The sequence below is a fragment of the Ochrobactrum sp. C6C9 genome (genome assembly GCF_022627935.1).
GTDB lineage: Bacteria > Pseudomonadota > Alphaproteobacteria > Rhizobiales > Rhizobiaceae > Brucella > Brucella teleogrylli.
This window is the reverse complement of record NZ_JABXGB010000002.1, coordinates 45,497-69,530: the sequence shown is the minus strand read 5'-3', so window position 1 is coordinate 69,530 and position 24,034 is coordinate 45,497. Positions and strand designations below refer to the sequence as shown.

The following is a 24,034-nucleotide window of genomic DNA, read 5'->3' as shown; positions in this document are numbered from 1 at the left end:
TCGTCGTGGATTTCGTAGATCGAAACAGTCTGAGACAAGGGAGGTACTCCGAGAAATTTTAACGCTCTGCCCGGCGACTGCTGGCAAGGAAGATCACCGCGATGATGGTGAGGCCAGTCAGCACGAGGCGAACACCGGCGCCAAAGCCGTAGGTGTTGAGCATCGAGACTATGAGGAACATGAAGAGCGCGGCACCCCAAATACCAGGGATGTTGGAATCGCCGCCCGCAACCGCCGTACCGCCGATGATGACCACGGCAATCGACATCAGCAGATATTCCGCGCCCATGTTTAGCGCCGCGCCGCCGGAAAAGCAGGCCAGCAGAAAGCCGCAGAGCGAGGCCAGCACCGCGCAGAGCAGATAGGTGACGAAGCGTGTGCCATCGACCGGAACGCCTGCCATGCGGGCTGCGAAGGGGTTCTGGCCGATTGCCGAAATCCAGCGTCCATAGATGCTCTTCTTCAAAAGCACCCAGCCGATCAGCGACAGGATCAGCGCCACGATGGCGACATTGGGAATGCCGAGCGTGGAGGCGGTGGTAAACTGCGCAAGGCTTTCCGGCGGCTTCACGCGCAGTCCGCGATTGCTCCAGATGGCGGTGGACTGGATCAGGAAGCTCATCGACAGGGTGGCAATAATGGGCGGAATGCGCAGGAGCTTGATCAGCGCATAGTTGCAGATGCCGATGGCAAGTCCGATCAGCAGCGCCACGGCAAGGCCTGCCAGAATCATGCCGTCCTGCGTATCCATGAGTTTCAGCGCCAGCGTGGCGGCAAGCGTCATGTTGGCAGGCACCGACAGGTCGATATTGCCGGGGCCGAGCGTGATGACGAACATCTGCCCGAGACCAACGATCACCGAAAAGGACGCGAAAGTGAAGGCTGCATGCGACAGGCCTTGTGCGCCCGTGCCGCCGGTGAAGAGAATGGTGATAATCCACACCGCAGCGGTCGCGATAAACGACCATATCCACGGACGACTGGTGAGAATGGCAAGGCCGTTCATTGCTTTTTCTCCCTCTTTTCGAGGCGATTGAGGAAGAGGCGCAAGGCCAGCACCACGATGAGAATGCCGCCCTGCGCGCCGATCTGCCAGTCCGGCGAGATGCGCATGAAGGAGAGGAACGAGCCGGCGAGTGTCAGCGTCAGCGCGCCGATCACCGCGCCAATGGGCGAGACGCGCCCGCCAACGAACTCACCGCCGCCCAGAATGACGCCCGCGATGGAAAGCAGCGTATAACGTAACGCGATATTGGCATCCGCCGAGGTGGTGAGGCCGACGAGCGCGATCCCGGCCAGCACGGCAAAAAAGGCGGCCAGCGCATAGGTCGCAGCGCGGATGGCCGTGACCGACCAGCCTGCGCGCTCGATGGAGCGGGTATTGCCGCCCGCACCGCGCATCAGCACGCCGAAGGTCGAGCGCATGACGATGAAATGCGTGACGACGGCAATCACGATGCTGGCGACGATGGCCATCGGGATGAATGGCGGCTTGGCTGTCATGATCCAGCGCGCCCAGTCCGGTGCCTGTCCGCCGGGCGAGGGCAAGAGAAGCACGGCGAGGCCGCCCCAGACGAAGCTCATGCCGAGCGTTACGACGATGGAAGGCAAATTGCGCAAATGAATGATTGCGCCCAGCGCCGCATAAGCGGCGATTGCGGCTGCGAGGATCAGCACACCGATGAGGGGAGCCGTGTTGAGCCAGGTCGCCGCGACGCAGACGACAAAGCTCACAAAGGTTCCCATCGAAAGGTCAAGATCGTTGACGGCCATGATGAGCATCTGCGCGATGGTTGCCAGAGCGATAGGCACAGCCAGATTGAACAGCAGGTTCAACCCCGTATAGCTCATGGCGCGAGGCTGCATGTAGAAGACGGCAGCAAGGAGCAAAATCAGCGAGAATACCGGCGTCAGCAGGCGGATGGAGGAAGAGGAAAGGCGCATTATTCGTGTCCTCCCTCAAAGGATGCTGCAAGCACGTTCTTTTCCGTAATGTCTTCGCCAGTCAGTTCCGCGACGATAGCGCCGTCGCGGAAAACATAGACGCGGTCACAAAGTTCGATTTCGTCCATTTCGGTGGAATACCAGACGAAGGTGCGCCCGTTCTCGGCCTCATGGCGCAGGATTTCATAGACCTCCTGCTTGGTGCCCACATCGACGCCGCGCATCGGATCGTCCATCAAAATGGCGTTGGCGCTGGTTGCCAGCGCGCGGGCAAAAAGCACCTTCTGCTGGTTGCCGCCCGAAAGCGACAGGATGCGGTTGCCCATATCCGGCGTGCGGATCTGGATACGGTCTTTCCACTGGCCGCCCAGCGTGTCTTCGCGCTTTTGGTCAACGAGCTTTGCCGACGACAGCCGGTCCAGCGAGCCGATGGTGAGATTGTGCAGAATGCTCCACAGCGGGAAAGTGCCGTTGAGGCTGCGGTCGCCCGCCACGAATGCGATTTCGCATGTGCGGGCCGGAACCCAGTTTGGCCGCCGCGCATAGTAAAGGTCGAGCAGCATCTTGGTCTGCCCGTGTCCGGCGAGACCGGCAAGGCCGATGACTTCGCCCTTGAACGCCTGAAACGGCTTGATGTCGCTGGCGCGCTTGGCAAAGGACAGAACGGGCGTGCCGCTCGCATCGGTCTTTGCAACGCGGCGCGCTGCCTTTTCGCGCTCGACGCTTCCCATGGCTTCAACGAGGCTGCGATTGGTGAAATCTTTTGCCGCGCGGTTGGCGACCACCTTGCCGTCCTTCATCACCACGATGCGGTCGGAGGTGGAGAGAATTTCGCCCAGCATGTGCGAAATCAGGATAACGGAGCCGCCCGTGCCGACAAAACGGCGCACATAGGCCATCAGCTGCGCGGCAATGCCTGCGTCGAGCGAGGAGGTCGGTTCGTCCAGAATGACGAGCTTCGGTGCGGTGCCGGGCGCGGTGAAGTTGATGGCGATTTCGACCATCTGCCGCTCGGCGATGGAAAGCTCATCGATGGTGGAAGTGCAGTCGATCTTGTGGCCGGGGAAAATCTCGTCGAGCTTCTTGGCGATCAGTTCAACGGCCTTACCGCGCCAGTTCGCGCCGGTCAGGTCGCGTTGCATGATGCGGACATTTTCCGCAATGGTGAGGTTTGGAAACAGCGACAATTCCTGAAACACGCAGCGCACGCCGTGCTTGCGCGCGGTCACAACGCCATGCCCCGGTTCGCCGTGATAGGAAATGCTGCCTTCATGTGGGGAAAGCCCGCCATTGATGACATTGACGATGGTGGATTTGCCTGCGCCATTATGGCCGACCAGCCCCACACATTCGCCTTCGCGGATCACGAGTTCGGCGCCATCCAGTGCTTTTACCGCACCGAACTGCACGCGAATATTGCGCGCGGCGACGACCTCCTGTTTCTCTGCTGTTTCTGTCATACGCTCAACTAACGATTGGACGTTTTCCGGCGAAGCCAGCAAAGGGCGCGGCTGTCGGAAAGGCGTCAAAGAAAAGGGACAAAGAAGGGGCGAGGATGAACTCGCCCCTCACGTTGCAGGACGATCCGCTTACTTTGCGGCGTCGATGACCTTCTGCGCGTCTTCCAGCGAATATTCGACATTGGCGACGCCACCCTTCTGGGTGTTGGCCAGATCCTTGTCGAGTGATTCCTGGCTGACGCTGAGGAACGGAACCACGAGGTCCTTCTTCACGTCCTTGCCGTCGAGAATCTGCTGGGCGACCCAGAAAGCCAGCGTGGACACGCCCGGTGCAATCGAAACCGACATGGTTTCATAGCCATTGGCGTCTTTCTGCTGCTTCCACCACTGCAGTTCGTCTTCACGGTTGCCCATGATGATGGTCGGCGTTTCGCGCTTGGCAGCCGCAAAGGCCTGTGCGGCGCCATAACCGTCGCCGCCTTGCGTCACGACAGCGTCGATTTTCGGCAGGCTCGGCAGGATACCCGCCACCGCGCGCTGCGCAACGTCGGCAGCCCAGTCACCGTTGACGGAACCGACGATCTTGAACTTCGGATGTTTCTTAACGCCTTCTTCGATACCGGCATGGATGTTGTCATCGACCGAAACACCAGCGAGGCCGCGGATTTCAAGCAGGTTGCCGCCATCGGGGAAACGCTTTGCCAGATAGTCGATCTGGCCTTCGCCCATGGCCTTGAAATCGACCGCGATGCGCCAGGCGCAAGGCTCGGTGACAATGCCGTCGAAGGAAACGACGGTGATGCCCGCATCGCAGGCTTCCTTCACAGCGCCGTTCAGGGCGGTCGGCGAAGCGGCGTTGATGACGATGGCGTCATAGCCTTGCAGGATCATGTTCTGGATCTGGGCTGCCTGTTCCGTCGCCTGATTTTCAGCGGTCGTGAACGGGTCGGCGGCAGCCACCACACCCGCCTTCACGGCTTCCTTGGTGATCTTGTCCCAGCTTTGCAGCATGGCCTGACGCCAGGAATTGCCTGCATAATTGTTCGAGAATGCAATCTTCTTCGATGACGTGTCGGCAAGCGCGCTGCCCGCCGCAAGAACGCCTGCCAGTGCCGCAGACGCAAAAAGGATTTTCCCAAGCTTCATTTTTTCCTCCCGGTTGCAAATATTCCGCCCCGCAGCGCCCCGGCGCTTCGGTTCGTTTAAACTCAAAATTGGTGCGAAGCCTCCCGCACCGCCGCTCCTCAACGGCACCAACCGCAATTGACGTGATTTCCACTCTTGTCTTGCGGGCAATTTTCTGGTGAAGCGAAGATGAAAGAAGCGGCGCGGTCTGTGAAGGCCGAATGCAGCAACTGAGCTGCGGGTTCCCGCAGCAAAATTGCGGTTTCCCGCAGGACGCGCCGAGGAGGGCGCAGCTTATTATAAGTCTCATGGTTATGAGCGTAACTTGCGTTTGGAGGAGAAACGCTTGGCCGAACTCGCGCCCGGACGGCAGGATAGCAAGCACGATCACGGGCAGGCTGAGCGCCTCCTTGATCACTACCTGAATATTTCCCGGCTTCTGGCGGGGCAGCTCGATTTTGATTCCATCATACAGGCGGTGGCGGCGGAGATCGCCTGCATTCTGCCCTATGACCATCTCGACGTCTGCATCAAGATGCTGGACGGCAAGTTCCACATTGCCTATGAGGCCGGTATCGCGACCGCCTGGAGCCGCAATCCGCCAGCGCTTCTGTCTGGCAGTCCAATCCGCACCCTGTTGTCCGGCGAGGCGGGTTATCTCCTGACCGACGATGCCCGCACCGATCCGCGCTTTCATTTCGAAGGCTCTTTTTCCAGCCCCATCATCGAGCACGATCTCAAGGGCCGGGTTCATGTTCCACTCAAGGCGCAGGGCGATATCATCGGCGCGCTGAGCTGTTCCAGCTTGACGCCTGCCTGCTATTCCATGCGCGACGTAGAGAACGGGCAATCGATTGCCGATCTTCTCGCGCCTTACTTTTTTGCCATTCGCGCCGCCGAGCAGGCCAAGCGTTCGGCCATCGTGGAAACGGAAGCCCGTGCCCGCGAGGAGGGCTTGCGGTCCGGCGCGCTGAAACTGACCGAGGCGCTGGAAACCGAGCGGCACCGCATCGGCATGGATTTGCATGACCAGACGCTGGCTGATCTCACCCGGCTTGCCCGTCATGTCGAGCGGCTCACCCGTGCGCCCGATCTTTCCGGTGAACAGCTGGAGCCGCTGTTTCGCGGTCTCCAGCATTGCATGCGCGATCTGCGGCAGATCATCGAGGAGGCCAAGCCCTCCATTCTACAGCTGTTCGGTTTCGTGCAGGCAACGGAAAACCATCTCGACCGGTCGGTGCGCGATAGTGATGCGGCGATTGAGTGGACGCTGGATGACCAGAGCGACGGCATGGCCGACAGGCTGGAAGAAACGGTCGCGACCTCGCTGTTTCGCATCGTTCAGGAAGCGATCAACAATGTCATCCGCCATGCCCATGCCAGCGAATTGCGGGTGAAGCTGAGCGACCGGGGCGGGCGGCTTCTGGTGGAAGTGATCGATAATGGTATCGGGACCGACCGCCCGGTCCAGCGCCCCGGTTCGGCTGCCGAATTAACGCCCGAACTCACATTGGGCCATGGCATCGACAATATGCGCACGCGCGCGCGGCTGATTTCGGCAGGTTTCGCCATCCGCAAAAATGCGACAGGCCCGGGGACAAGCGTAACGGTGCTTTTGCCGCCGGAAATGTGCAAACCGATGAATGGAGAGAGCGATGCAGGTTCTGATCGTTGAGGATGACCCGCTGCATCGCACTTATCTCAGCGAGGCGGTGCGCGCAGCACTGCCGGAATGCAGCGATATATTCGAGGCCGGAAACGGGTCGGCGGGCGAGAAACTGGCGCGCCAGCATCGCGATGCGCATATCGTGATGGACTTGCAGATGAATGGTCGCAACGGCATCGAGGCGGCGCGTACCATCTGGAAGGAAAATCCCGAAACCCGCATCCTGTTCTGGTCGAACTATGCCGATGAGGCCTATGTGCGCGGCGTGTCGCGCATTGTGCCGGAAGGTGCGGCCTATGGCTATGTGCTGAAATCGGCCTCCGACGACAAACTGCGGCTGGCGCTGCGCAGCATTTTCGTCGAGGCGCAATGCGTCGTCGACCGGGAAGTGCGCGGCTTGCAGCAGAAGAGCCTCAGCCATGCCAGCGGCTTTACCGAGAGCGAATATGAAATCCTGATTGATATCGCGCTCGGCCTGACGGACAAGACGATTGCGCGCCGACGCAATCTGTCGCTGCGCAGTGTTCAAAACCGCTTGCAGCAGCTTTATGAAAAGCTCGGCGTCTATCAGGAAAAAAGCGATAGCGACGAGGGACGGTTCAATTTTCGCGCCCGCGCCGTGACCGTGGCGCTGTTGCGCAAATTGTTGAATTACAGCGCACTGGAGCGCGCAGAAGCCGAACTCAACGAATGGTTGAGCCGGCAATCCGCTTAGCGCCGATTACGTCCAGAAATAACGCACGAAGTGAAAGAACACCGGCGCTGAAAAGACGAGGCTGTCGGCGCGGTCGAGCATGCCGCCATGGCCTTCGATCATGTGGCCCCAATCCTTGACGCCCCGGTCGCGCTTGATGGCCGAAGCCACCAGCCCGCCGAAAAAGCCCATGACGCAAGAGACCGCCGCCAGCGCGCCCGCCTGAAGCGGTGAGAAAGGCGTAAGCCAGGCAAGCCCCGCACCCAGCAAGGATGCGCTGGCCACGCCGCCAACAAAGCCTTCCCAGGTCTTGGAAGGCGAGATATTCGGCGCGATGCGATGCTTGCCGAACAGTTTGCCGAACACATATTGCAGCACGTCGCTGCCCTGAACGGTCGCGACCAGAAAGGCGATCAGCAGCAGTTTTTCACTGTCATAGCCGGGGATATCCAGCGTCATCAGCGCCGGAACATGGCTGATGCAATAGACCGACAGCATGATGCCCCATTGCTGTTCGCTGATGCGTTCGAGAAAGCGCGATGTATCGCCGGAAAGGGCGGTCAGCACCGGCATTGCGAGGAAGCAATAGACCGGAATGAAGATCGAATAGAGCCCATACCATTCGATCCAGATCAGATAATACTGCACCGGAATGACCAGCAGAAACATGCCGAGCAGGATACGGTGATCGCTGCGGCGGGTCTGGGTCAGCGTTACATATTCGCGCAGCGATGCGAAGGATACGAGCGCGAACAGCACGATCACGCCGCCTTTGCCGAACAGGAAGGCGATGCACATGGCCGCGACCATGATCCACCATGCCTTGATGCGGGCATTGAGGTTGACCAGTGTGGATGAAAGCGGTTTTGGCGCGCGCCAGGACAGTATGGCGGCGACAAGGCTTGCTGTCCCCAGAACGCCCATGAGGCCGATGAATAATTGGGTGGTTTCGCTCATGGGCGGTTCCCGTTTCTGGGCTGAATATCGAGAAGTTGTTGGCGCGCTCGCGTCAGAAATTCCTTGCGGTCCTCGCCGTCGCCAAGTTGCACCGGCGCACCGAACACGACGCGGCACAGCAATGGCACCGGCAGGGCAGCGCCTTTCGGCAGCACGCGCGACATGTTCTCGATCCAGCAGGGGACAAGTTCGACATCGGGCCGCGCCAGCGCGAGATTGTAGAGACCGGAGCGAAAACGCAGCAGCGGCTCATCCGTCATGTTGCGTGTGCCTTCCGGGAAGATGATCAGCGAATGCCCATCGGCCAACGCGGTCAGCATCACTTCCATCGGGTCCTGCGTTCGCTCCACCCAGTTGCGTTCAACCAGCACGGTGCGCAGCAGCACTTCGGCCATGAATTGCCGCACGCGATTGGCGCGCCAGTAGTCTGCGCCCGCCACGGCGCGGGTGCGCGCCCGTTCTTCCTGATTGAGACAGGAGGCGAGCAGGATGAAATCGCCATGACTGGTGTGGTTGGCATAATAGATGCGCTGGTTGCGCGATGGCCCCGTGCCGCTCCAGATCGGTCGCACGCCGGTGATGCCGCGTGACAGGATGGCGAGCAACGAGCCGAACAAAGATTGCACCTGATGACGAATGATGGTGCGCATGTCAGAACTCCGCGCCCGGTGGCAGAAGCGCCAGCAGGCTGAACAAGATGATAGCCAGTCCGAGAGAAAGATTTAGACGGCGGACAATGCGGCGCGTTCCCGCAATACGGTCGGAGAGCGGGCGCACGGCCGGTTGTTTTGCCCGCAGGCCCATCCGTTCCAGAACGGAATCGACTTCGGCAAGGGCTACTGTTTCATCGTCGCCAGCGGCGATCATCCGAAACAAGGCGGCGTCGAACAGGAGATGCGCGGCAATGCCCAGCCCAATCAGGGTGCTTGCCAGTAGCACCGGCCATATCAGCCAGAAGGCGAGGTCGTGCTGCGCGCGCGCAAACGGCGCGACACCGACCAGCACAATCGCAATACCAAGCCCGATAAAGGCGCGGCGGCGCAAGGCTTTGGCACTATGTGCGGCTGGAGAGATCATTCGGGCACCTCATGGGCGTGCAGCCGGAGCGGCCAGCCTTTGGCGCGGATGAGGTTTTCGGCCTCACGGGCGCTGGTCGCATGCCCGGATTGCACCAGCCAGTCGACGGCAACGGTTGCGCTTCGCTGGAAGCCAAGCGCACAGCAGATCAGGACCGGGCCTGCGTGGCAGGCCGCTTCCACCGTATCGGCGGCGAGCCGAACCTTCTCCGGCGATGGCGGCAGCAGGTCCATGCAGCAGAAGCTTTTCCAGTCTTCCGCACCGCGCGGCGCAACCAGTTCGGCAGTTAAGTCGATGACGGTTGAGAAGGTGCGGGCTTCGCTTTTCGACGGGAAGCGACCGAGAAACACAGTGTCGGTCAGAGCAATGTAAGGCGGTAATTTCCGTGTCCAGAAAAGGATATTGAGGCGCGCAAACAGCCGGTATGGTGCGAGCAGCCACCGGCTTGCAAGGCTGACTGTGCCGTCTGTCCGTTTCTGGAAAACGTCGGGACCGGCCCCGAAATAGCCCGCCGCCACGATGGCGAGAGCAAGGGCTGGCCAGAACCAGAAAATCGCATAGCCGGTCAGCGTCAGGCCATGAATGCCAAGTGCCAGCAACAATAGCGCACCCGCCAGATAATAACTGCCGAGACGCCGTGCTTTTGCATTATCCGTCAGACGAAAACCGGCAAGTGGCGATGGGCCGGTACGCGGAAACAGCCAGAGCACGAAAAAGCCAAGCAGTGCCCCTGCCGGAATATCGACTGCATGGTGCTGATAGGTTGTCAGCACCGACAGTCCGATCAGCAGGCACCAGATATGCCAGACGGTGCGGGTGCCGCCGCGCATGATGCGGCGCATCTGATCCCAGATGACGATCAACAGCGCGATATGCAGCGAAGGCGCCTGATTGAACGGCTTGTCGAAGCCGCCCAGCACATCGAACATGAAGCCCGGCAGGCCGGAGGTCTCGGGCTTCACGAAAGTCGCGGTCAGCGGAAAGGCGACGAAGCAGATAACGGCGATGATCTGCGCCGTCAGATAGCGCTTTGCGAGACGGTCCACCTGTTCGGGGCTTTCATTGACGAAAAGCGCAATGGCATAGAACAGGTTCACCGACCAGTAGGGCACGATGCTCCACGCGATGAACGGGACTCGGCTTTCCCAGCCAAATGCCAGATTGGGAACTTCGACGCGCAGCGAAGCGAGCCAATTGGCGGTGCCATAGGTCAGGTAGAAAAAGGGACCGAGAAACAACAGCCATAGAATGGCGCGCCGGATGACCGGCCGCCGTGGTGAACCGTCGATCCCGCCCAATGCTGCTGTCACGCTTCCGGCTCTCCGATGCGCTCGGCGATGGAAACGGTGAAAATGCCCCACTGGTCGACGCGCTGTTCTAGCTTGCGATAACCGGCCTTTTCCACCAACTGATCCATTTCCCCTTGCGTGCGGCGACGCATTATCCAGGCTTCGCCGCCGCGATGTGACGTCAGCGCGCGGGCGATCATTTCAAGCTGCGGATGCCATGGCTGGTTGGTGTAAATCAGCAGAGAGCCGGGCTTTTGCGCCCGCGCCAGCCCCGACAGCGAGCGCTCGATCAGCGCATTGTCGGCAAAAAGCTCATAGAGGCCGGATACGATTGCCAGATTTGGCCGTGGCTCGATGGCGGCGAGGCTATCCGCATCGAAGGCGTCGCCTTCTTCCATGCGGGCAATGGTTTCCAGCCCGCGATCGGCGATCAGCTTGCGCCCGGCAACCACATTGATCGGCGAATAATCGCGCAAATATATGCTGTCGGGCATGATGCCCGCGCGCGCCACCGCATCGATCACATAGCGGCCATGGCCGCAGGCAATATCGAGGATATTGGTGGGGCGGCCTTCGCTTTTCAGGCGGGCCAGCGCCTTGCCGATCAGCTCTTCCAGATGCACCTTGCGCTGACGGATGCCACGCCAGCCAATGGCGTCGAGAAACTGCCGGTCGATCAGCTTGCCGCCAGGGCCAAACCCGCGCGTTTCGTTTTCATAGACATAATCGAGTGTCGAGCCGGAATCGAAACCGGTGCGCCGCCCCACTTTCAGCCCTTCGGAAAAAAGCGCGCCAAAGGCGATGGACGAGCGGGTCGAGGCCCAGTAAAGCCCGCGCGGCGACAACAGCGGCAACGGACTGGAAAGCCTGTCGGCTTCGTCGCGTGTATAGCCCGCAATATGCGCTTCGGTCAGGTCGGCGCGCTGCGGCGCTTCGGCAAAGCGCTGGTCGATGAAGGTCTTGATCTTGTCGATAGCCTGCTTGCGATCCTTCTCGCCCAGCGTATCGTGATAGAAACCCTTCAGCACGTGCCGTTCCTTGATGCGGCTGCCGAGATTTTCGAAAAAGCGATGCTGGGGCGTGGGGCGCACCACAAAATCGCTGCCGGAAATCAGAAGCTGTGTCGGCACGGTGATGGCGCGTGCATCATCCACCACGCGCTTTGCCGCTTCATAAAGTTGCAGCAGAATATGCGAGGCGATGGGGCGGGTGATCAGCGGGTCGGTGCGATAGGATTCGATCCGTTCGGGATCATGGGTCAAAAACTGCGGCTTGACGTAGGAATTGACGTAGAACGTGCCCTTCAGCTTCTGCCACAGTGCAATGCCTTCCTTGGCGAAAGGCACATAGAGCTTGATGTCGAAGGCGGGCGACGCCAGCACCAGCGCCCGGATATTCGGCGCATAGTCGTGCACCCATGCGGCGGCAAGCACTGCGCCCACGCTCTGCGCGATGATGGCGACGTCTTCAATGGCCACGCCGGTTTCTTCACGTATATGCGCGACAAAGCTGTCGAGATCGCGGATCGATGCGCCGAAGGACGGCGAGAAACCGCGCTCGCCGGGGGACTTTCCGTGGCCGCGTGCATCCCATGCATAGAAGGCGAAATCATCGAGGCCCAGTTCATCGACCAGATGCGCAACGCGCCCGCTATGTTCGTGGCCGCGATGCAATAGGACGATCACACCCTTTGGCTTGGCGGAGGCAGCGGGCCAGACACGGTAGAACAGCGATGTACCGTCATGGGTTGTAAACCGGGCTTCCGTCGCTTCGCGATGCGCCGTCTTGTGCGTCGGCATTTCTGCATGCTGGCTCATCCGGTCCCTCCCAATTGCTTAATTCAAGCTGCCCGCAATCAATTAACCCCAATTAGTATTGAGTGCAGTAGAATGTTTGAATAAACGAGCAAATGCGAACCGCAAATAGCTGTTTGTCCGATATTGTTCATTTCCCAAGAGATTCTCGATGTCCGTCTATCAGCTAAAGTCACAATTCCAGAATTTACTGCGGCCTTTGGTGGTGCGACTTGCCCGTGCGGGCATGACGGCCAATCAGGTCACAATAGGCGCAGCACTCGGGTCGGTCATACTTGGTGCGCTGCTTTTCTGCAGCGGCGGTGCGCTTTGGTTCGCGCTGGTGCCTGTCTGGCTTTTCCTGCGCATGGCGCTCAATGCGGTGGACGGCATGCTGGCGCGGGAGCACAACCAGAAGAGTATACTCGGCGCTTATCTGAACGAGGTTGGCGACGTCGTTTCCGATGCCGCGCTTTATGCGCCATTCGCCATTGTCGCACCCTTTTCCGGCGCATGGATGTTCGCCATCGTCCTGCTTGCGGTTCTGACGGAGTTCGTGGGCGTTACCGGCGCATCGTTGGGCGCAAGCCGCCGTTATGACGGCCCGATGGGCAAGAGCGACCGCGCGGTGGTCTTCGGAGTTCTTGGCGCGTGGATCGCCGTTGACGGCGGGTTGCCGGGCTGGGCGTTCTGGGTTCAACCGCTGCTGTGCCTGCTGCTGGCCGTGACAGTGATCAAGCGCGTGCGCGGCGGACTTGGCGAAGTTGCTGCTATCGCTCGAAGCGCTTGAGCACACCCAGCAGCAACAACGGCACGAATGTCGTAATCACGATGGCGATGAAGGCCATCGCCATGCCAAGGCCGACCGAACCCTGTTCGAACTGACGCCAGATGAAGATGGATATGGTCTGCATGCCGACAGGCGCGACCAGAACCGAGGCGACCAGTTCACGCGTTGCGACCGCAAACACCAGCAGCATGGCGGTAATCAGGCTTGGTGCGATCAGCGGCAGCATGATGCGGCGGAAAGCCATAAAACTGTTGGCACCGCAAACGCGGGCGGCGGCTTCCAGATTATCGCCGATCTGGTGAAAGGCGGCGGTGGCATAGCGGATCGGCTGCGGCAGCAGGATGCAACAATAAGCGAGTAGCAATATGAGCGGCGTGTTGTAGGGCGAGACCGGCAGCGATGGCTGGTTCCATGCCAGAATGAGACCAACCGCCACCACGACGCCGGGCAGGGCGTTGGGCAGGACGGTCAGCACATCAAGCCAGAAGCGCCCGCGAAACCGCAGTTTCACCACCGCATAGGCGGCGACGGCACCAAGGAACCCGGTCAACAGCGCGCTGCCGAGGCCGAGCGACAGGCTGTTGAACAGTGCGCGCATGCCGCCAGCACTGTTTTCGGCGATGGCTGCGAAATTGTCGAAGCCGAGATTGGCGGGCGTCAGTCCGCCGGAGACGGTTTTGGACAAAGCCGTGGCGAGGATCGCCAGCAATGGAATGCCGGTGGCCGCAAAAGCGACCAGCGCAAACAGCGCCACCACCGGCGCGGTCATGGCGCCCAGCGGGCGCTTGTCCTTCGATTGCGGCTTGCCACCCGTGGTCACATAGGAGCGGCGGGTCAAAATCCAGCGCTGGATGAGGAAAGCCGCTAGTGACAGGCAGACCAGCGTGAGCGAAAAGACCGAGGCCCCGGCCAGATCAATCGGCCAGTCGGAAATGCGCAGGTCGATCTCCGTCACCAGCACTTCAAAGCCCGAGCGGCGTCCAAGCGCTGCTGGCGTGCCATATTCCTCGATGGCTGCCGCGAAGACGAGCAGCAGGCTTGCCGCCAGTCCCGGTGTGGCGAGCGGCAGGGTGATGCGGAAGAAGGACCGCCATGGCGAAGCGCCGAAGACACGCCCCACATCGGAGTATCGCGCACCAACCGCTTCGATGGTGCGCGATACCGCGAAATAGACCAGCGGAAAAGTGTTGAGCGCCATAACGAAACTCATGCCCGCGAGCGAAAATAGGAACGGTGCCAGATGGAATCCGGCAAGCTGTTCGAGATAGCCGCGCGGCTGCAAGGTCATGATCCAGCCAAGCGTCGCAATATAAGGCGGGATCATGAAGGGAACGAGCATCAGCACGTCCCAGACAACAGCAAAGGGCACTTTGTAAAGCGCGCGAAACACCGCGAGCGGCAACGCGATCAGCGCTGACAGCACGACCACGCAAAGGCCAAGCAGCACCGTATTGGCGCTCATGCGTAGAAGCTTCGGATCACCGAACAAGGCCGGAAGATGCAGGAAGGGCTCGGCCAGCGAGCCCTGTCCCAGTTTTGGAAAGACAGCCTGAAGCACGATGAAGACAAAAGGCACGGCCACAACCAGCGCCAGTCCGGCGGTGGCGACAAGTCCGAGCGGGTTGGCGCCAGCGCTGCTATTTGTCTTCATGACGATGCTTCTTAATTGCTGGCTGCGAAGATCGCGCCGAATTCCTTCAGCGTTTCATTGCGCTTGCCATAGACTTCCTTGGCGTCGATGGTCAGGATTTTCAGGTCGTTGATCAGCGGACGATTGGCCGGAATATCGGTGCGCGATGGCATCAGATAGGTTGCGGCAACCAGTTTCTGGCCTTCGTCGGACAGCATGTAATCAATGAACTGCTTGGCCTCGTCCTGGTTCTTCGACCATTTCAGGATCATGGCCGGACGCGGCGCGACAACCGTGCCGGAAGTCGGGAAGATCACGTCGATGGATTCGCCCTTGGCCTTGCCTGCAAGCGAGATGTAATCGACCGCGCCGAAAACGGCGGCCTTAGCACCCTGAAGCACCGGGTTCAACGCTTCGGCATTGGCACCGGCGACGGTCGCGCCATTGGCGCGCAGGTTCTTGAACAAATCCCAGCCCTGCTGCGACTGAAGGGCGGCGACCAGTTCGAAGCTTGCGCCCGACTGGGCCGGATCGGGCAGGTTCACCAGATCCTTGTATTCAGGCTTGGCGAGATCGGCCCATTCGGTTGGCTTCGGCGTTTTGCTGGCCGGGTTCCACGCGATGCCAAGCGCCGAAACGCCCTGTGCGACGGCGGTTTCGGTTTTCAGGAACGCTGGCACTTTTTCGGCATTGGGGCTGGTATAGGCAACCAGCCAGTCACGCTTGGTGAAATCGGTTGCCGTGTCCCAGGATGCCGAGATCAGCACGTCCACCACCGGATTGGCGGCCTCGGCTTCGATGCGGGCCATAACCTTGCCGGTCGTGGCCTGAAACACATTGACCTTGGCGCCGGTCTTGGCGGTAAAGCCGGTGGCAAGCTTTTCGATGAGGCTGCCCGGGCCTGCCGAATAGACGGTGATGTCGGCATAAGCCGCCGTGCTGGCGAGCAATGCGGTCATAAGCGCAACGCCTGCGCCGAGAATGGATTTCGTCATGTGTGCCTCCTGAGATATTGCCTGTGATGGTCTTATTTTGAGAACCAGCGCAGCTGGCCCGGATCGATGGCGATGCCGACAGGAACACCCGGCGACAGGCGGACGGCATCGAGATAGGTCAGGTCATGCCCGGCATTCTGGTCGCCGATACGAACCGTCGTCAGATGGCCGTCACCGCGAAACTGGCTGCGCAAAACCGTGGCCGGGATCGCCGTGTCATTGAGTGGTACGCTGCGCACGGAACGCGACGGCAAAAGCACATGCGTTACCCCATCCGGGGTTTCAGTATGGGCGATGCGGATATCGGTTTGGGTGATGCGATAGGCATCGTTATACCGTTCGACCGGCACGACGCAGCCCAGACGCAGAAAATCGGCGACTTCCGGCGATTTCGGCTGGGCCACCAGCAGTTCGGGTGCGGCAAGCTGCTCGATCACGCCGCCTCGCATCACGGCAACCTGATCGGCCAGCGAGAAAGCCTCGCTCTGGTCGTGGGTAACATAGATGGCGGTCAGGCCGAGATTGGAAACGAGCTGGCCGATTTCCGTGACCATGTTTTCGCGCAGTTCACGGTCGAGATTGGAAAGCGGTTCGTCGAACAGCACCAGTCCCGGTTCGGCGACGATGGCGCGGGCAATCGCCACGCGCTGCTGTTGCCCGCCGGACATGTCGCTGATGGAGCGATTGCCGAAGCCAGTCAGCCCGACGCGATCCAGCGCGGCGGTGACGCGCTTTTCACGGTCGGCGCGGTTGATTCCGCGCATTTCGAGTGGAAAAGACACATTGCCGAAAACCGTCATATGCGGCCAGAGCGCATAATCCTGAAACACCATGCCGAGATGGCGCTTTTCCGGGGGCACGAAACTGCGGCTGGCCGCATCTGCAACCGTGACGCCATTGATCGTGACGGAACCTTTGGTCGGTGCGAGCAGGCCCGCGACAAGGCGCAGGAGTGTCGTCTTTCCGCAACCCGATGGCCCGAGCAGGGCAAGGGTCTTTCCCTTGGGAAGCGTCAGGCTGATGTGGTTCAGAATGGTCGCCGGGCCATAGGCAAGGCTGAGACCTGCCGTCTCAACGGCAATATCTGCGGAAACTGGACGGCTATGTAACATTTGCCTGCAATCAAAACGGTTTCGCCGCTTCTATTCGGATTGCATGACGCGTGTATGACAGGCTGTGATTGCACCGTCAGAATGCAAAAACCCCGCTTGCGCGGGGTTTTGTGGTTCAGTCCGCCAGGACCAGAAGATCGTGCGAGGCGAAATGCACCGTCACCTTATCCCCGCGCTGCGGCGGTGGTTGTGTCGGGTCGTTGAACGTATCGAAGGACAGGCGGTTCTTGCCGAGCGCCACGCGTGTGCGGATGACGGAACCGAGGAAATGCACATCCTCGATGGTCGCATCCAGCGACGTGTCGTGGCTCTTGCGCGCTTCGAGGCTGACAGCTTCCGGGCGCAGCGCCAGCGTGACCGGCTTGCCCTTCGGATGATGGCCGAGCGTGTCGCGCACGGTGATCATGCGCCCGTCAAGGTCGATGCCGTTCTTGTCCGGTTCGCTGACCGAAGCTTCCAGCATGTTGAGCGTGCCCACGAAGGAGGCGACGAAGCGCGAGGCCGGGCGGTTGTAAATGTCGAAAGGCGATCCGATCTGGTCGGCGCGGCCTTCATGCATGACCACGATGCGGTCGGAAATCGACAGCGCTTCTTCCTGATCATGCGTCACGAAAACCGTGGTGATGCCGAGCTTTTGCTGGATGGTGCGGATTTCCTCGCGCAGACTGATGCGGATCTTGGCATCAAGCGCCGAGAGCGGTTCATCAAGCAGCAGCACCTGCGGCTTGGTGGCGAGCGCGCGGGCCAATGCAACACGCTGCTGCTGGCCGCCGGACATCTGGTAGGGATAGCGGTCCGCCAGATGGTCGAGGCGGATGAGGCCGAGCATTTCCTTCACCGTGGCATCGATTTCCGCCTTCGGCTTGCCCGCAACGCGCAGGCCGAACGAGACATTCTGCGCAACCGTCATGTTGGGAAACAGCGCATAGGCCTGAAACACCATGCCGATATTGCGCTGGTTGGGCTTAAGGTCCACCACGTCGGTGCCGTTGATCTCGATGGAGCCGCTATCCGGGTCTTCGAAACCGGCGATCATGCGCAGAACGGTGGTCTTGCCGCAGCCCGACGGTCCGAGGAAGGAGACGAATTCGCCCTTTTCCACGGCGAGGTTGAAATCGTGGACGACGGTATTGGCGCCGAAGCTCTTTTTCAGGTTCTTGATATTGAGAAAAGCCATGAACGTTACCCGGCGGTTGTCTTGAATTTATTGAGGCGCGAAACGAGCTGCAACATGATGATAGCGAGCCACGTAATGCCAAACGAGATGATCGCCAGCGCGGACGGTTCGTAAGCGCGGTTGGCGCCGACCAGCTGGAGATAAGGCCCGAAAGCCGGACGGTTCAAAAGCGAAGCCAGCGTGAATTCGCCGATGACGATGGCAAAGGTGATGAAAGCGCCGCTCATCACACCCGAAATCACATTCGGGAAGATGACCTTGAACATGATGGTGGGCCAGCTTGCGCCAAGGCTCTGGGCGGCTTCGGTCAGCGTGTTGACGTCGATGGTGCGCATCGCCGTATCGACGGCGCGATACATGTAAGGCAGCGACAAGGTCATATAGCCGAACATCAAAAGCAGGTCGGTCGCGCGGGTGGACGCCGTAAATGGCAGCCATGACGACGAATTATAGATGCGCAGATAGCCGAACACGATGACGATGGCCGGGATGACCAGCGGCATCAGCGTGATGAATTCCATCACCGGGCGCAACTGCGGCAGGCGCAGACGCACCCAATAGGCGGTCGGCACCACCAGCAGCACACCGAAGATGATGGTCAGGATGCCGAGCAGGATCGAATAGCCGAAGGTTGCCTGGAAATTCGGATCGGTGAACACGACACGATAGGCGTCGAAGGAATATTCGCCGCGCCGCATGCGCAGCGAGAATTCGAACGTGCCAATGAGCGGGACGAGGAAGTAGACCGCGCCAATGAAAAAGGCGATCCACGCTCCAATTTTCTGGGCTGTCGAGCCTTTCATCGCTGCCACCTTTCGGCACGCATACGCAGCCAGATATAGATCAGATTGGAAATGCCGGTGATGACGATCATGCCGAGCGCCAGTGCATAACCAAGGTTTTGGTTATGCAGAACGTCGCCGCGGATCTGCGCATAAAGCAGGATCGGCACGATGTTGAGCGACGAGCCGGTCAGCGCATAGGCGGTTGCAATAGCGCCAAACGCATTGGCGAAAAGCAGCAGTGTGGTGCCGAGCAGGCTTGGCCACAGGATCGGAAAGGCCACCATGCGCCAATATTGCGCATTGGTTGCACCGAGGATCGAGGAGGCCTCGCGCCATTCCTTCTTCAGACCGTCCAGCGCCGGCGTGAGGATCAATACCATCAGCGGAATCTGGAAGAAGAGATAGGTCAGCGTCAGGCCAAAGAAGCTCAAAAGGTTGAAGCCGGTCGCGTAGAGATTGAAGCCGAACCATTCGCGCAGCAGGATCGTCACGAAGCCGGTGCGCCCCAGCGTCGCCAGAAAGGCGAAGGCGAGCGGCACGCCGGCAAAATTGGACGCGACGCCGGAGAAGGTCAGCACGGTCGGGCGCAGCCAGGACGGCAGATTGCCTAGAACCACCGCCCAGGCCAGAAAGAAACCGATGATCGCGCCGCCAATGGCCGATGCAAGGCTGACCTTGATCGAAATCCAGTAGGCGCTCATGATCTGCGGCTGGAACAGATCATTGATGTTCTGGAGCGTGAGATTGCCCGCCGGGTCCTGAAACGCGCCGATGATGAGATACATCGTCGGCCAGATCAGGAAGAGAATGGCGAAGAGGAAAAACGGCGCCACGCCAAGCCATGTCAGCGGTAGTCGGCGTTTGCGCACGCTACCGACCGGACTGGCTGGGGCTGCTGTATCGGCTACTGAACTCATGCGCTCTTTCTTCGGCTGTTCGTTTCGCACTGCATTTCGGCTTGTGGCGCGAAGCGTGCGGAAACAGGCAAGATACACGACAGATCGGTCGAGTAGAGGCCACAAAAAGGGAAAATCGGCGTTGGACCGATTGGGGAAATCCCCGTTCAGCCCAACGCCCTTTTCATAGAACCATCGTCAGAAACGAACGAAGTCGCTTACTTGACGTTGGCGCCGACGACGCTATCCCATTCCTTGGTGATCGTTGCCTGCGCGGCGTCGATCTGTTCCAGGGTCGGGAAGATTGCCTTTTCATAGGCGGCTGCGTCCGGCAGCTTGTCCAGCAGATCCTGCGGGATCTTGCCAGCCTTGCTCATCGCGTTGAAGCGAATCGGGTGGCAATAGCCCTTCAGATAGCCAATCTGGCCTTCATCCGAATAGATGTGCTCCATCCACAGCTTCGCAGCGTTCGGATGCGGTGCGTAGGCGCTGATGGCCTGCACATAGACGCCAGCAATCACGCCCGTCTTCGGGATGATGGTTTCAACTTCCGGGTTGCCCTTCAGCGTGTCGCGGTCCGCGAGCGCGTTGTAGTCCCAGCGGATGATGATCGGGGTCGAGCCCTGCGCCAGCGACGCGGCCTTGCCGATGACCGGCACGAAGTTGCCCTTCGCGTTCAGGTCCTTGAAGAATTCCAGACCCTTCTTGCCCGCGGCTTCGCCTGGCTCTGCACCGGCTGCGATACCGGCAGCATGAACGCCGAGAATAGCCTGTGCCGAAACGCGCGGATCGCCAGCGAGCGAAACGGAGTTGGCATAGTCGCTCTTCAGGAGGTCAGCCCAGTCCTGCGGCACATCCTTGATGATGTCCTTGTTCACCTCGAAGGCCAGAACGCCGTAATAGTCGCCGTACCAGTATCCTTCAGGGTCCTTGGCGCTATCCGGAATTTCGTCCCAGGTCGAAACCTTGTATGGCTGGATCAGGCCGTCTTTCTTGGCCGAGGTGCCGAAAGCAAAGCCGACGTCGATGACGTCCGGAGCCTGCGGGCCCTTATTGTCCTTGTTGGCCTTAATGGCTTCAATTTCATCGCCCGAACCGGCATCCGGGTTCAGTTCGTTGACCTTGATTCCGTACTTGTCCTTGAAGCTCTGGATGACTTCGCCATAGCCGCACCAGTCATGCGGGAGGGCGATGGTGGTCAGTTCGCCTTCTGCCTTGGCTGCAGCGATCAGTTCGGCTGACGGCTCGGCAGCGGCGATGGAAACTCCGGCAACGGCGATAGCGGTCGAAAGCGACAGCAGACGCGCTGTATAGCTAAGCATTGTTTGACTCCCCTAATATTAGGTCGGCGAAAGCCCCCGGCCAATTCCGGAGCCCGCGCCTACCCGTTACCCGCCCGACATGACGGTTGGATGACAGTTTGCTGCTTGTCACAAATTGCCAACAACAGAAAGTGAAACACGTTTTCAGTGACTTAGCAATTCATCCCTGTGGGGGAGGAACATTTTTATGACAAGAAATGTGACAGAGCTTTCGCGGTTGTCACATTTTAAACGGAAGCTGTTCCCGCTACGACAAGGATTTGCCTGCTCGCGGCGCGGTTGTATTTTTCTCCGCGAAAAACGAAAAAACCCGAAAGGTGTTTGAACCTTTCGGGTTTCGTATGAAAGCCTGGGAGGATGCTTTCGAGGGTTAATGCCCGCCGCCACCACCGGCGACCTGCTTTGGCTTGCGCAACAGGATGGCGCAGACGGCCAGCGTGCAGAACATCATCGTCAGAATGAAAAACACGTCGATGAAGGACAGGAGCGTTGCCTGCTGCCGGACCATGCCGGAAAGTTTGGAAAGGGCGATGGTCGGGCCGTCGAGACCGGCGGCGTTGTACTTCGCCGTCAGATTGGCCACCATCTGCTCGGCTTCCGCATTGCCCCAGCGCACATGTTCGGCAAGCCGGTCGTAATGCATATCGCCGCGGCGCGTCAGGATGGTGTTGATGACCGCAAGGCCGACAGCACCGCCGAGGTTACGCGTCAGGTTGAAAAGGCCCGAGGCGTTTTTCAACAAGGCAGGCGGCAGCGTGCCCAGCGCCAGATTGTTGATCGGCACCATGCAGAGCATCAGCGAACAGCCGCGCAGGATCTGCGGGAGCAGCAACTCGTGGAAATCCCAGTCGGCGGTCAGGCCGGTGACCATCCACGTTCCGGCAGCAAAGCCGAGGAAGCCGATCATCATCATCAAACGCGGGTCCATGCGATTGGACAGGAAACCCGCAACCGGCGCCGTCATGAACATGGCCAGACCGCTGACGAACAGCGCTTCGCCGATCTGCAACGCATCATAGCCGCGCACGCTGGCGAGATAGAGCGGATAGAGATAGGTGAGGCCGTAAAGCCCGACGCCCATCACGAAGGAAAACAGCGATCCAAACGCGAAATTGACATTCTTGAAGGCGCGCAAATCCACGATTGGTTCTTCGGATGTGAAGGCGCGATAGAAGAAGAGAATGCCGCCGACGGTCATGACGATGGACAGGATGAAGATGGCTTCATCCTGCAGCCAGTCGTTGCGCGGGCCTTCTTCCAGCACATATTCCATCGAGCCGAGGAAGGCTGCCATGCCTACAAGACCCCACCAGTCGAACTTGCTCAAAAGCGAGCTGTCGCCTTCATCGAAGTCGATCAGGTTCCAGGCGGCGATGGTGACGAGAATGCCGGGTCCGACATTGACCAGAAACAGCCAGTGCCAGGAAAAAGCGTGGCTGAGATAACCGCCGACTGTCGGGCCGATGGTGGGCGCAAGCGTCGCCACAAGACCGATCATCGGCGAGACGATGGAGCGCTTGGACGGCGGGAAGATGGTGAAGGCTGCCGCGAACACGCTGGGGATCATGCCGCCGCCGATGAAGCCCTGGATGGCACGATAGACGATCATCTGATCGATATTCGTCGCGGTGGCGCAGAGCATGCTGGCCAGCGTGAAACCCGCTGCCGACAGCGTAAACAGCACGCGCGTCGACAAAAGCCGCCCGAGGAAACCGGACAGCGGGATCATGATGACTTCCGCGATCAGGTAGGATGTCTGCACCCACGAGATTTCGTCGGAACTGGCGCTCAGGCCTGCCTGAATTTCGGAAAGCGATGCCGAGACGATCTGGATGTCGAGGATCGCCATGAACATGCCGAAGACCATGGCCAGAAAGGCGACGGCCTTTTTGGGGTCGATACGGTCGTCTGCCGGGGTCATAGGCCCCATCGTGGTGTCTGCGGCCATAACGGCGCACTCCGGAATGAAAGAGAAGACGGCGCAGAGTTAAAAGCCGCGCCGCTGCTTATTCTTGCGACAGTCGTATAGCCGAACGGTTAGTTCGCCTTGTCTTCAGGGGCGGTGCGCGTATCGATGTCCACGATGACGCTCAGGCCGGCGCGAATCTTGCCGGAGTCCAGCGCATCCTGCGGGATGGCGATACGAACAGGCACGCGCTGCACCACCTTGGTAAAGTTGCCTGTGGCGTTTTCCGGCGGCAGAAGCGAGAACACCGCGCCCGAGGCCGGGGCCACCGAAACGACCTTGCCGTCGAACTTGGTGCCATCAATGGCATCGACATAGATGTGCGCCGTCTCGCCGGTCTTGATCTCGGCGAGCTGCGTTTCCTTGTAGTTGGCATCGATATAAAGCTCACCAACCGGGACCAGCGCCGCGATCTTCTGGCCGGGAGACACGAGGTCGCCTTTCTTGCCGGACAGATTGCCAACCACGCCATCGAACGGCGCGCGTAATGTAGTGAAAGCCAAATCACGGGCAGCTTTATCACGAGCAAGTTCTAGCGATTTCGTGCCGCTGTCCGTTTCTTTATATTGGGCTTTGAGAACGTCGATATTCGCCTTGGCGGAAGCGATCTGCGCATCGGCATTGGCGACATTGGCGCGTGCCTGGTCGAGCGACGACTGCGCCGTGTCGAGATCGGCCTGGGCGACAAAACGCGTTTCGTGCAGTTTCTGCACGCGCGTCAGGGTGGACTGCGCATTGGTCAGAACGGCGCTTGCCGCCTGCTTCTGGGCTTCCGCCTGCTGTTGGGTTGCCTGGGCTGCCGTCGTCTGCGCGACGATGCGGGCCAGCGTTTCCTTTTGCGTGGAAAGCTTGGCTTCTGCTTCATCAAGCGCGATCTGGTAATCGCCAGGATCAAGCTGGAAGATCACATCGCCAGCCTTGACGCGCTGGTTTGCGGCAACCGGAATATTGTCGATATAGCCCGTCACCTTCGGTGCGATGGACGCAATGTCGCCCTGCACATAGGCGTCGTCGGTCGAAACCATGAAGCGGCCAACGGTCCAATAATCATAGCCATACCAGAGGCCTGCGGCCACAGCCACGATCAAAACGCCCGGCAGCACCACGCGCTTGCCGAAACTCTTTTTCCCGCCACCTTTTGCGGTATCCTTATGCGGCGCTTCCTGCGGGCGCGCATTGGGAACAGCATGAGGCTGCGTTCTCTCATTCTGTGGCGCCTCGTTGGTCTCGGGTGCATCACCCGGCGCAAAGGTCTTGGCCGTGGGAAGTTGGGCCGTGGGAAACTGGCGAATATCGGCCTGATCTACAGACTTCTTGGCAGTCATAGGTGAAACTTTCTGCACATCCAGTGGATTG

The 24,034-nt window shown here is 59.8% G+C and carries 21 protein-coding genes; 3 read left to right on the top strand and 18 right to left on the bottom strand.

The window, feature by feature from the left end; all coding sequences use genetic code 11:
• Nucleotides 1–58: 58 nt before the first annotated feature.
• From HWD97_RS01785 to HWD97_RS01770, 4 genes are all read right to left on the bottom strand, one after another.
• Complete coding sequence (locus HWD97_RS01785; protein WP_109367927.1) at nt 59–1,006, bottom strand: ABC transporter permease; 948 nt, start codon at nt 1,004–1,006, stop codon at nt 59–61.
• Nucleotides 1,003–1,944 (bottom strand): ABC transporter permease, encoded by a 942-nt coding sequence (locus HWD97_RS01780; protein WP_121538390.1) that lies wholly within the window; start codon nt 1,942–1,944, stop codon nt 1,003–1,005. The genes HWD97_RS01785 and HWD97_RS01780 overlap by 4 nt, the downstream gene beginning before the upstream one ends.
• Entirely contained in the window at nt 1,944–3,404 is a 1,461-nt protein-coding gene (locus HWD97_RS01775) for a sugar ABC transporter ATP-binding protein (RefSeq protein WP_109367925.1), read from the bottom strand. The genes HWD97_RS01780 and HWD97_RS01775 overlap by 1 nt, the downstream gene beginning before the upstream one ends.
• Nucleotides 3,405–3,533: 129 nt before the next feature.
• The gene (locus HWD97_RS01770) at nt 3,534–4,550 is read right to left on the bottom strand and encodes an ABC transporter substrate-binding protein (protein WP_109367924.1); all 1,017 of its coding nucleotides are present in this window, start codon (nt 4,548–4,550) and stop codon (nt 3,534–3,536) included.
• Nucleotides 4,551–4,875: 325 nt separating this feature from the next.
• On the opposite strand from HWD97_RS01770, the gene HWD97_RS01765 reads away from it, so the two are divergent.
• Nucleotides 4,876–6,204 carry a GAF domain-containing sensor histidine kinase gene (locus tag HWD97_RS01765; protein ID WP_109367923.1) on the top strand — a complete coding sequence of 443 codons (1,329 nt, stop codon included), beginning with the start codon at nt 4,876–4,878 and terminating at the stop codon, nt 6,202–6,204.
• The gene (locus HWD97_RS01760) at nt 6,185–6,910 is read left to right on the top strand and encodes a response regulator transcription factor (RefSeq protein WP_109367922.1); all 726 of its coding nucleotides are present in this window, start codon (nt 6,185–6,187) and stop codon (nt 6,908–6,910) included. The genes HWD97_RS01765 and HWD97_RS01760 overlap by 20 nt, the downstream gene beginning before the upstream one ends.
• A 6-nt stretch (nt 6,911–6,916) precedes the next feature.
• On the opposite strand, the gene HWD97_RS01755 is transcribed toward HWD97_RS01760, so the two are convergent.
• The 5 genes from HWD97_RS01755 to HWD97_RS01735 are packed head-to-tail and all read right to left on the bottom strand — an operon-like array spanning nt 6,917 to nt 12,011.
• Nucleotides 6,917–7,846 carry a phosphatidate cytidylyltransferase gene (locus HWD97_RS01755; protein WP_109367921.1) on the bottom strand — a complete coding sequence of 310 codons (930 nt, stop codon included), beginning with the start codon at nt 7,844–7,846 and terminating at the stop codon, nt 6,917–6,919.
• A complete protein-coding gene (locus tag HWD97_RS01750; RefSeq protein ID WP_109367920.1) occupies nt 7,843–8,496 on the bottom strand; it encodes a lysophospholipid acyltransferase family protein in 654 nt (217 codons plus the stop codon). The genes HWD97_RS01755 and HWD97_RS01750 overlap by 4 nt, the downstream gene beginning before the upstream one ends.
• Nucleotide 8,497: 1 nt before the next feature.
• A complete protein-coding gene (locus tag HWD97_RS01745; protein ID WP_109367919.1) occupies nt 8,498–8,923 on the bottom strand; it encodes a hypothetical protein in 426 nt (141 codons plus the stop codon).
• Nucleotides 8,920–10,233 (bottom strand): phosphatase PAP2/dual specificity phosphatase family protein, encoded by a 1,314-nt coding sequence (locus HWD97_RS01740; protein ID WP_109367918.1) that lies wholly within the window; start codon nt 10,231–10,233, stop codon nt 8,920–8,922. The genes HWD97_RS01745 and HWD97_RS01740 overlap by 4 nt, the downstream gene beginning before the upstream one ends.
• Entirely contained in the window at nt 10,230–12,011 is a 1,782-nt protein-coding gene (locus HWD97_RS01735; protein WP_371830824.1) for a bifunctional alpha/beta hydrolase/class I SAM-dependent methyltransferase, read from the bottom strand. The genes HWD97_RS01740 and HWD97_RS01735 overlap by 4 nt, the downstream gene beginning before the upstream one ends.
• 166 nt (nt 12,012–12,177) lie before the next feature.
• Between HWD97_RS01735 and HWD97_RS01730 the strand changes: the two genes are divergently transcribed.
• Nucleotides 12,178–12,795 carry a CDP-alcohol phosphatidyltransferase family protein gene (locus HWD97_RS01730; RefSeq protein WP_109367916.1) on the top strand — a complete coding sequence of 206 codons (618 nt, stop codon included), beginning with the start codon at nt 12,178–12,180 and terminating at the stop codon, nt 12,793–12,795.
• On the opposite strand, the gene HWD97_RS01725 is transcribed toward HWD97_RS01730, so the two are convergent.
• The 9 genes from HWD97_RS01725 to HWD97_RS01685 all read right to left on the bottom strand — a co-directional run bounded on the left by HWD97_RS01725 (nt 12,776) and on the right by HWD97_RS01685 (nt 24,003).
• Nucleotides 12,776–14,446, bottom strand: a complete 1,671-nt coding sequence (locus HWD97_RS01725) for an iron ABC transporter permease (protein ID WP_109367915.1) — start codon at nt 14,444–14,446, stop codon at nt 12,776–12,778. The genes HWD97_RS01730 and HWD97_RS01725 overlap by 20 nt on opposite strands.
• A gap of 11 nt (nt 14,447–14,457) precedes the next feature.
• Nucleotides 14,458–15,420, bottom strand: a complete 963-nt coding sequence (locus tag HWD97_RS01720) for an ABC transporter substrate-binding protein (RefSeq protein WP_109367914.1) — start codon at nt 15,418–15,420, stop codon at nt 14,458–14,460.
• A 32-nt stretch (nt 15,421–15,452) separates the two neighbouring features.
• On the bottom strand, nt 15,453–16,532 hold the full coding sequence (locus HWD97_RS01715) for an ABC transporter ATP-binding protein (RefSeq protein ID WP_109367913.1): 1,080 nt from the start codon (nt 16,530–16,532) through the stop codon (nt 15,453–15,455).
• Between the two features lie 115 nt (nt 16,533–16,647).
• Nucleotides 16,648–17,709, bottom strand: a complete 1,062-nt coding sequence (locus HWD97_RS01710) for an ABC transporter ATP-binding protein (protein WP_109367912.1) — start codon at nt 17,707–17,709, stop codon at nt 16,648–16,650.
• 5 nt (nt 17,710–17,714) lie between these two features.
• Entirely contained in the window at nt 17,715–18,512 is a 798-nt protein-coding gene (locus HWD97_RS01705; protein WP_109367911.1) for an ABC transporter permease, read from the bottom strand.
• On the bottom strand, nt 18,509–19,411 hold the full coding sequence (locus HWD97_RS01700; RefSeq protein WP_109367910.1) for an ABC transporter permease subunit: 903 nt from the start codon (nt 19,409–19,411) through the stop codon (nt 18,509–18,511). The genes HWD97_RS01705 and HWD97_RS01700 overlap by 4 nt, the downstream gene beginning before the upstream one ends.
• A gap of 197 nt (nt 19,412–19,608) precedes the next feature.
• Complete coding sequence (locus HWD97_RS01695; RefSeq protein WP_109367909.1) at nt 19,609–20,712, bottom strand: ABC transporter substrate-binding protein; 1,104 nt, start codon at nt 20,710–20,712, stop codon at nt 19,609–19,611.
• A 370-nt stretch (nt 20,713–21,082) separates the two neighbouring features.
• Nucleotides 21,083–22,660: a DHA2 family efflux MFS transporter permease subunit gene (locus HWD97_RS01690; RefSeq protein WP_109367908.1), complete on the bottom strand. Its 1,578-nt coding sequence runs from the start codon at nt 22,658–22,660 to the stop codon at nt 21,083–21,085.
• Nucleotides 22,661–22,749: 89 nt separating this feature from the next.
• Complete coding sequence (locus tag HWD97_RS01685; protein WP_124915241.1) at nt 22,750–24,003, bottom strand: HlyD family secretion protein; 1,254 nt, start codon at nt 24,001–24,003, stop codon at nt 22,750–22,752.
• Between the last annotated feature and the right edge of the window lie 31 nt (nt 24,004–24,034).

Excerpts from the sequence above, each read along its gene's own strand:
- HWD97_RS01785 (WP_109367927.1), bottom strand. The coding sequence starts at position 1,006 with ATGAACGGCCTTGCCATTCTCACCAGTCGTCCGTGGATATGGTCGTTT.
- HWD97_RS01780 (WP_121538390.1), bottom strand. The coding sequence starts at position 1,944 with ATGCGCCTTTCCTCTTCCTCCATCCGCCTGCTGACGCCGGTATTCTCG.
- HWD97_RS01775 (WP_109367925.1), bottom strand. The coding sequence starts at position 3,404 with ATGACAGAAACAGCAGAGAAACAGGAGGTCGTCGCCGCGCGCAATATT.
- HWD97_RS01770 (WP_109367924.1), bottom strand. The coding sequence starts at position 4,550 with ATGAAGCTTGGGAAAATCCTTTTTGCGTCTGCGGCACTGGCAGGCGTT.
- HWD97_RS01760 (WP_109367922.1), top strand. The coding sequence starts at position 6,185 with ATGCAGGTTCTGATCGTTGAGGATGACCCGCTGCATCGCACTTATCTC.
- HWD97_RS01755 (WP_109367921.1), bottom strand. The coding sequence starts at position 7,846 with ATGAGCGAAACCACCCAATTATTCATCGGCCTCATGGGCGTTCTGGGG.
- HWD97_RS01750 (WP_109367920.1), bottom strand. The coding sequence starts at position 8,496 with ATGCGCACCATCATTCGTCATCAGGTGCAATCTTTGTTCGGCTCGTTG.
- HWD97_RS01745 (WP_109367919.1), bottom strand. The coding sequence starts at position 8,923 with ATGATCTCTCCAGCCGCACATAGTGCCAAAGCCTTGCGCCGCCGCGCC.
- HWD97_RS01735 (WP_371830824.1), bottom strand. The coding sequence starts at position 12,011 with ATGCCGACGCACAAGACGGCGCATCGCGAAGCGACGGAAGCCCGGTTT.
- HWD97_RS01730 (WP_109367916.1), top strand. The coding sequence starts at position 12,178 with ATGTCCGTCTATCAGCTAAAGTCACAATTCCAGAATTTACTGCGGCCT.
- HWD97_RS01725 (WP_109367915.1), bottom strand. The coding sequence starts at position 14,446 with ATGAAGACAAATAGCAGCGCTGGCGCCAACCCGCTCGGACTTGTCGCC.
- HWD97_RS01720 (WP_109367914.1), bottom strand. The coding sequence starts at position 15,420 with ATGACGAAATCCATTCTCGGCGCAGGCGTTGCGCTTATGACCGCATTG.
- HWD97_RS01715 (WP_109367913.1), bottom strand. The coding sequence starts at position 16,532 with ATGTTACATAGCCGTCCAGTTTCCGCAGATATTGCCGTTGAGACGGCA.
- HWD97_RS01710 (WP_109367912.1), bottom strand. The coding sequence starts at position 17,709 with ATGGCTTTTCTCAATATCAAGAACCTGAAAAAGAGCTTCGGCGCCAAT.
- HWD97_RS01705 (WP_109367911.1), bottom strand. The coding sequence starts at position 18,512 with ATGAAAGGCTCGACAGCCCAGAAAATTGGAGCGTGGATCGCCTTTTTC.
- HWD97_RS01700 (WP_109367910.1), bottom strand. The coding sequence starts at position 19,411 with ATGAGTTCAGTAGCCGATACAGCAGCCCCAGCCAGTCCGGTCGGTAGC.
- HWD97_RS01695 (WP_109367909.1), bottom strand. The coding sequence starts at position 20,712 with ATGCTTAGCTATACAGCGCGTCTGCTGTCGCTTTCGACCGCTATCGCC.
- HWD97_RS01690 (WP_109367908.1), bottom strand. The coding sequence starts at position 22,660 with ATGGCCGCAGACACCACGATGGGGCCTATGACCCCGGCAGACGACCGT.
- HWD97_RS01685 (WP_124915241.1), bottom strand. The coding sequence starts at position 24,003 with ATGACTGCCAAGAAGTCTGTAGATCAGGCCGATATTCGCCAGTTTCCC.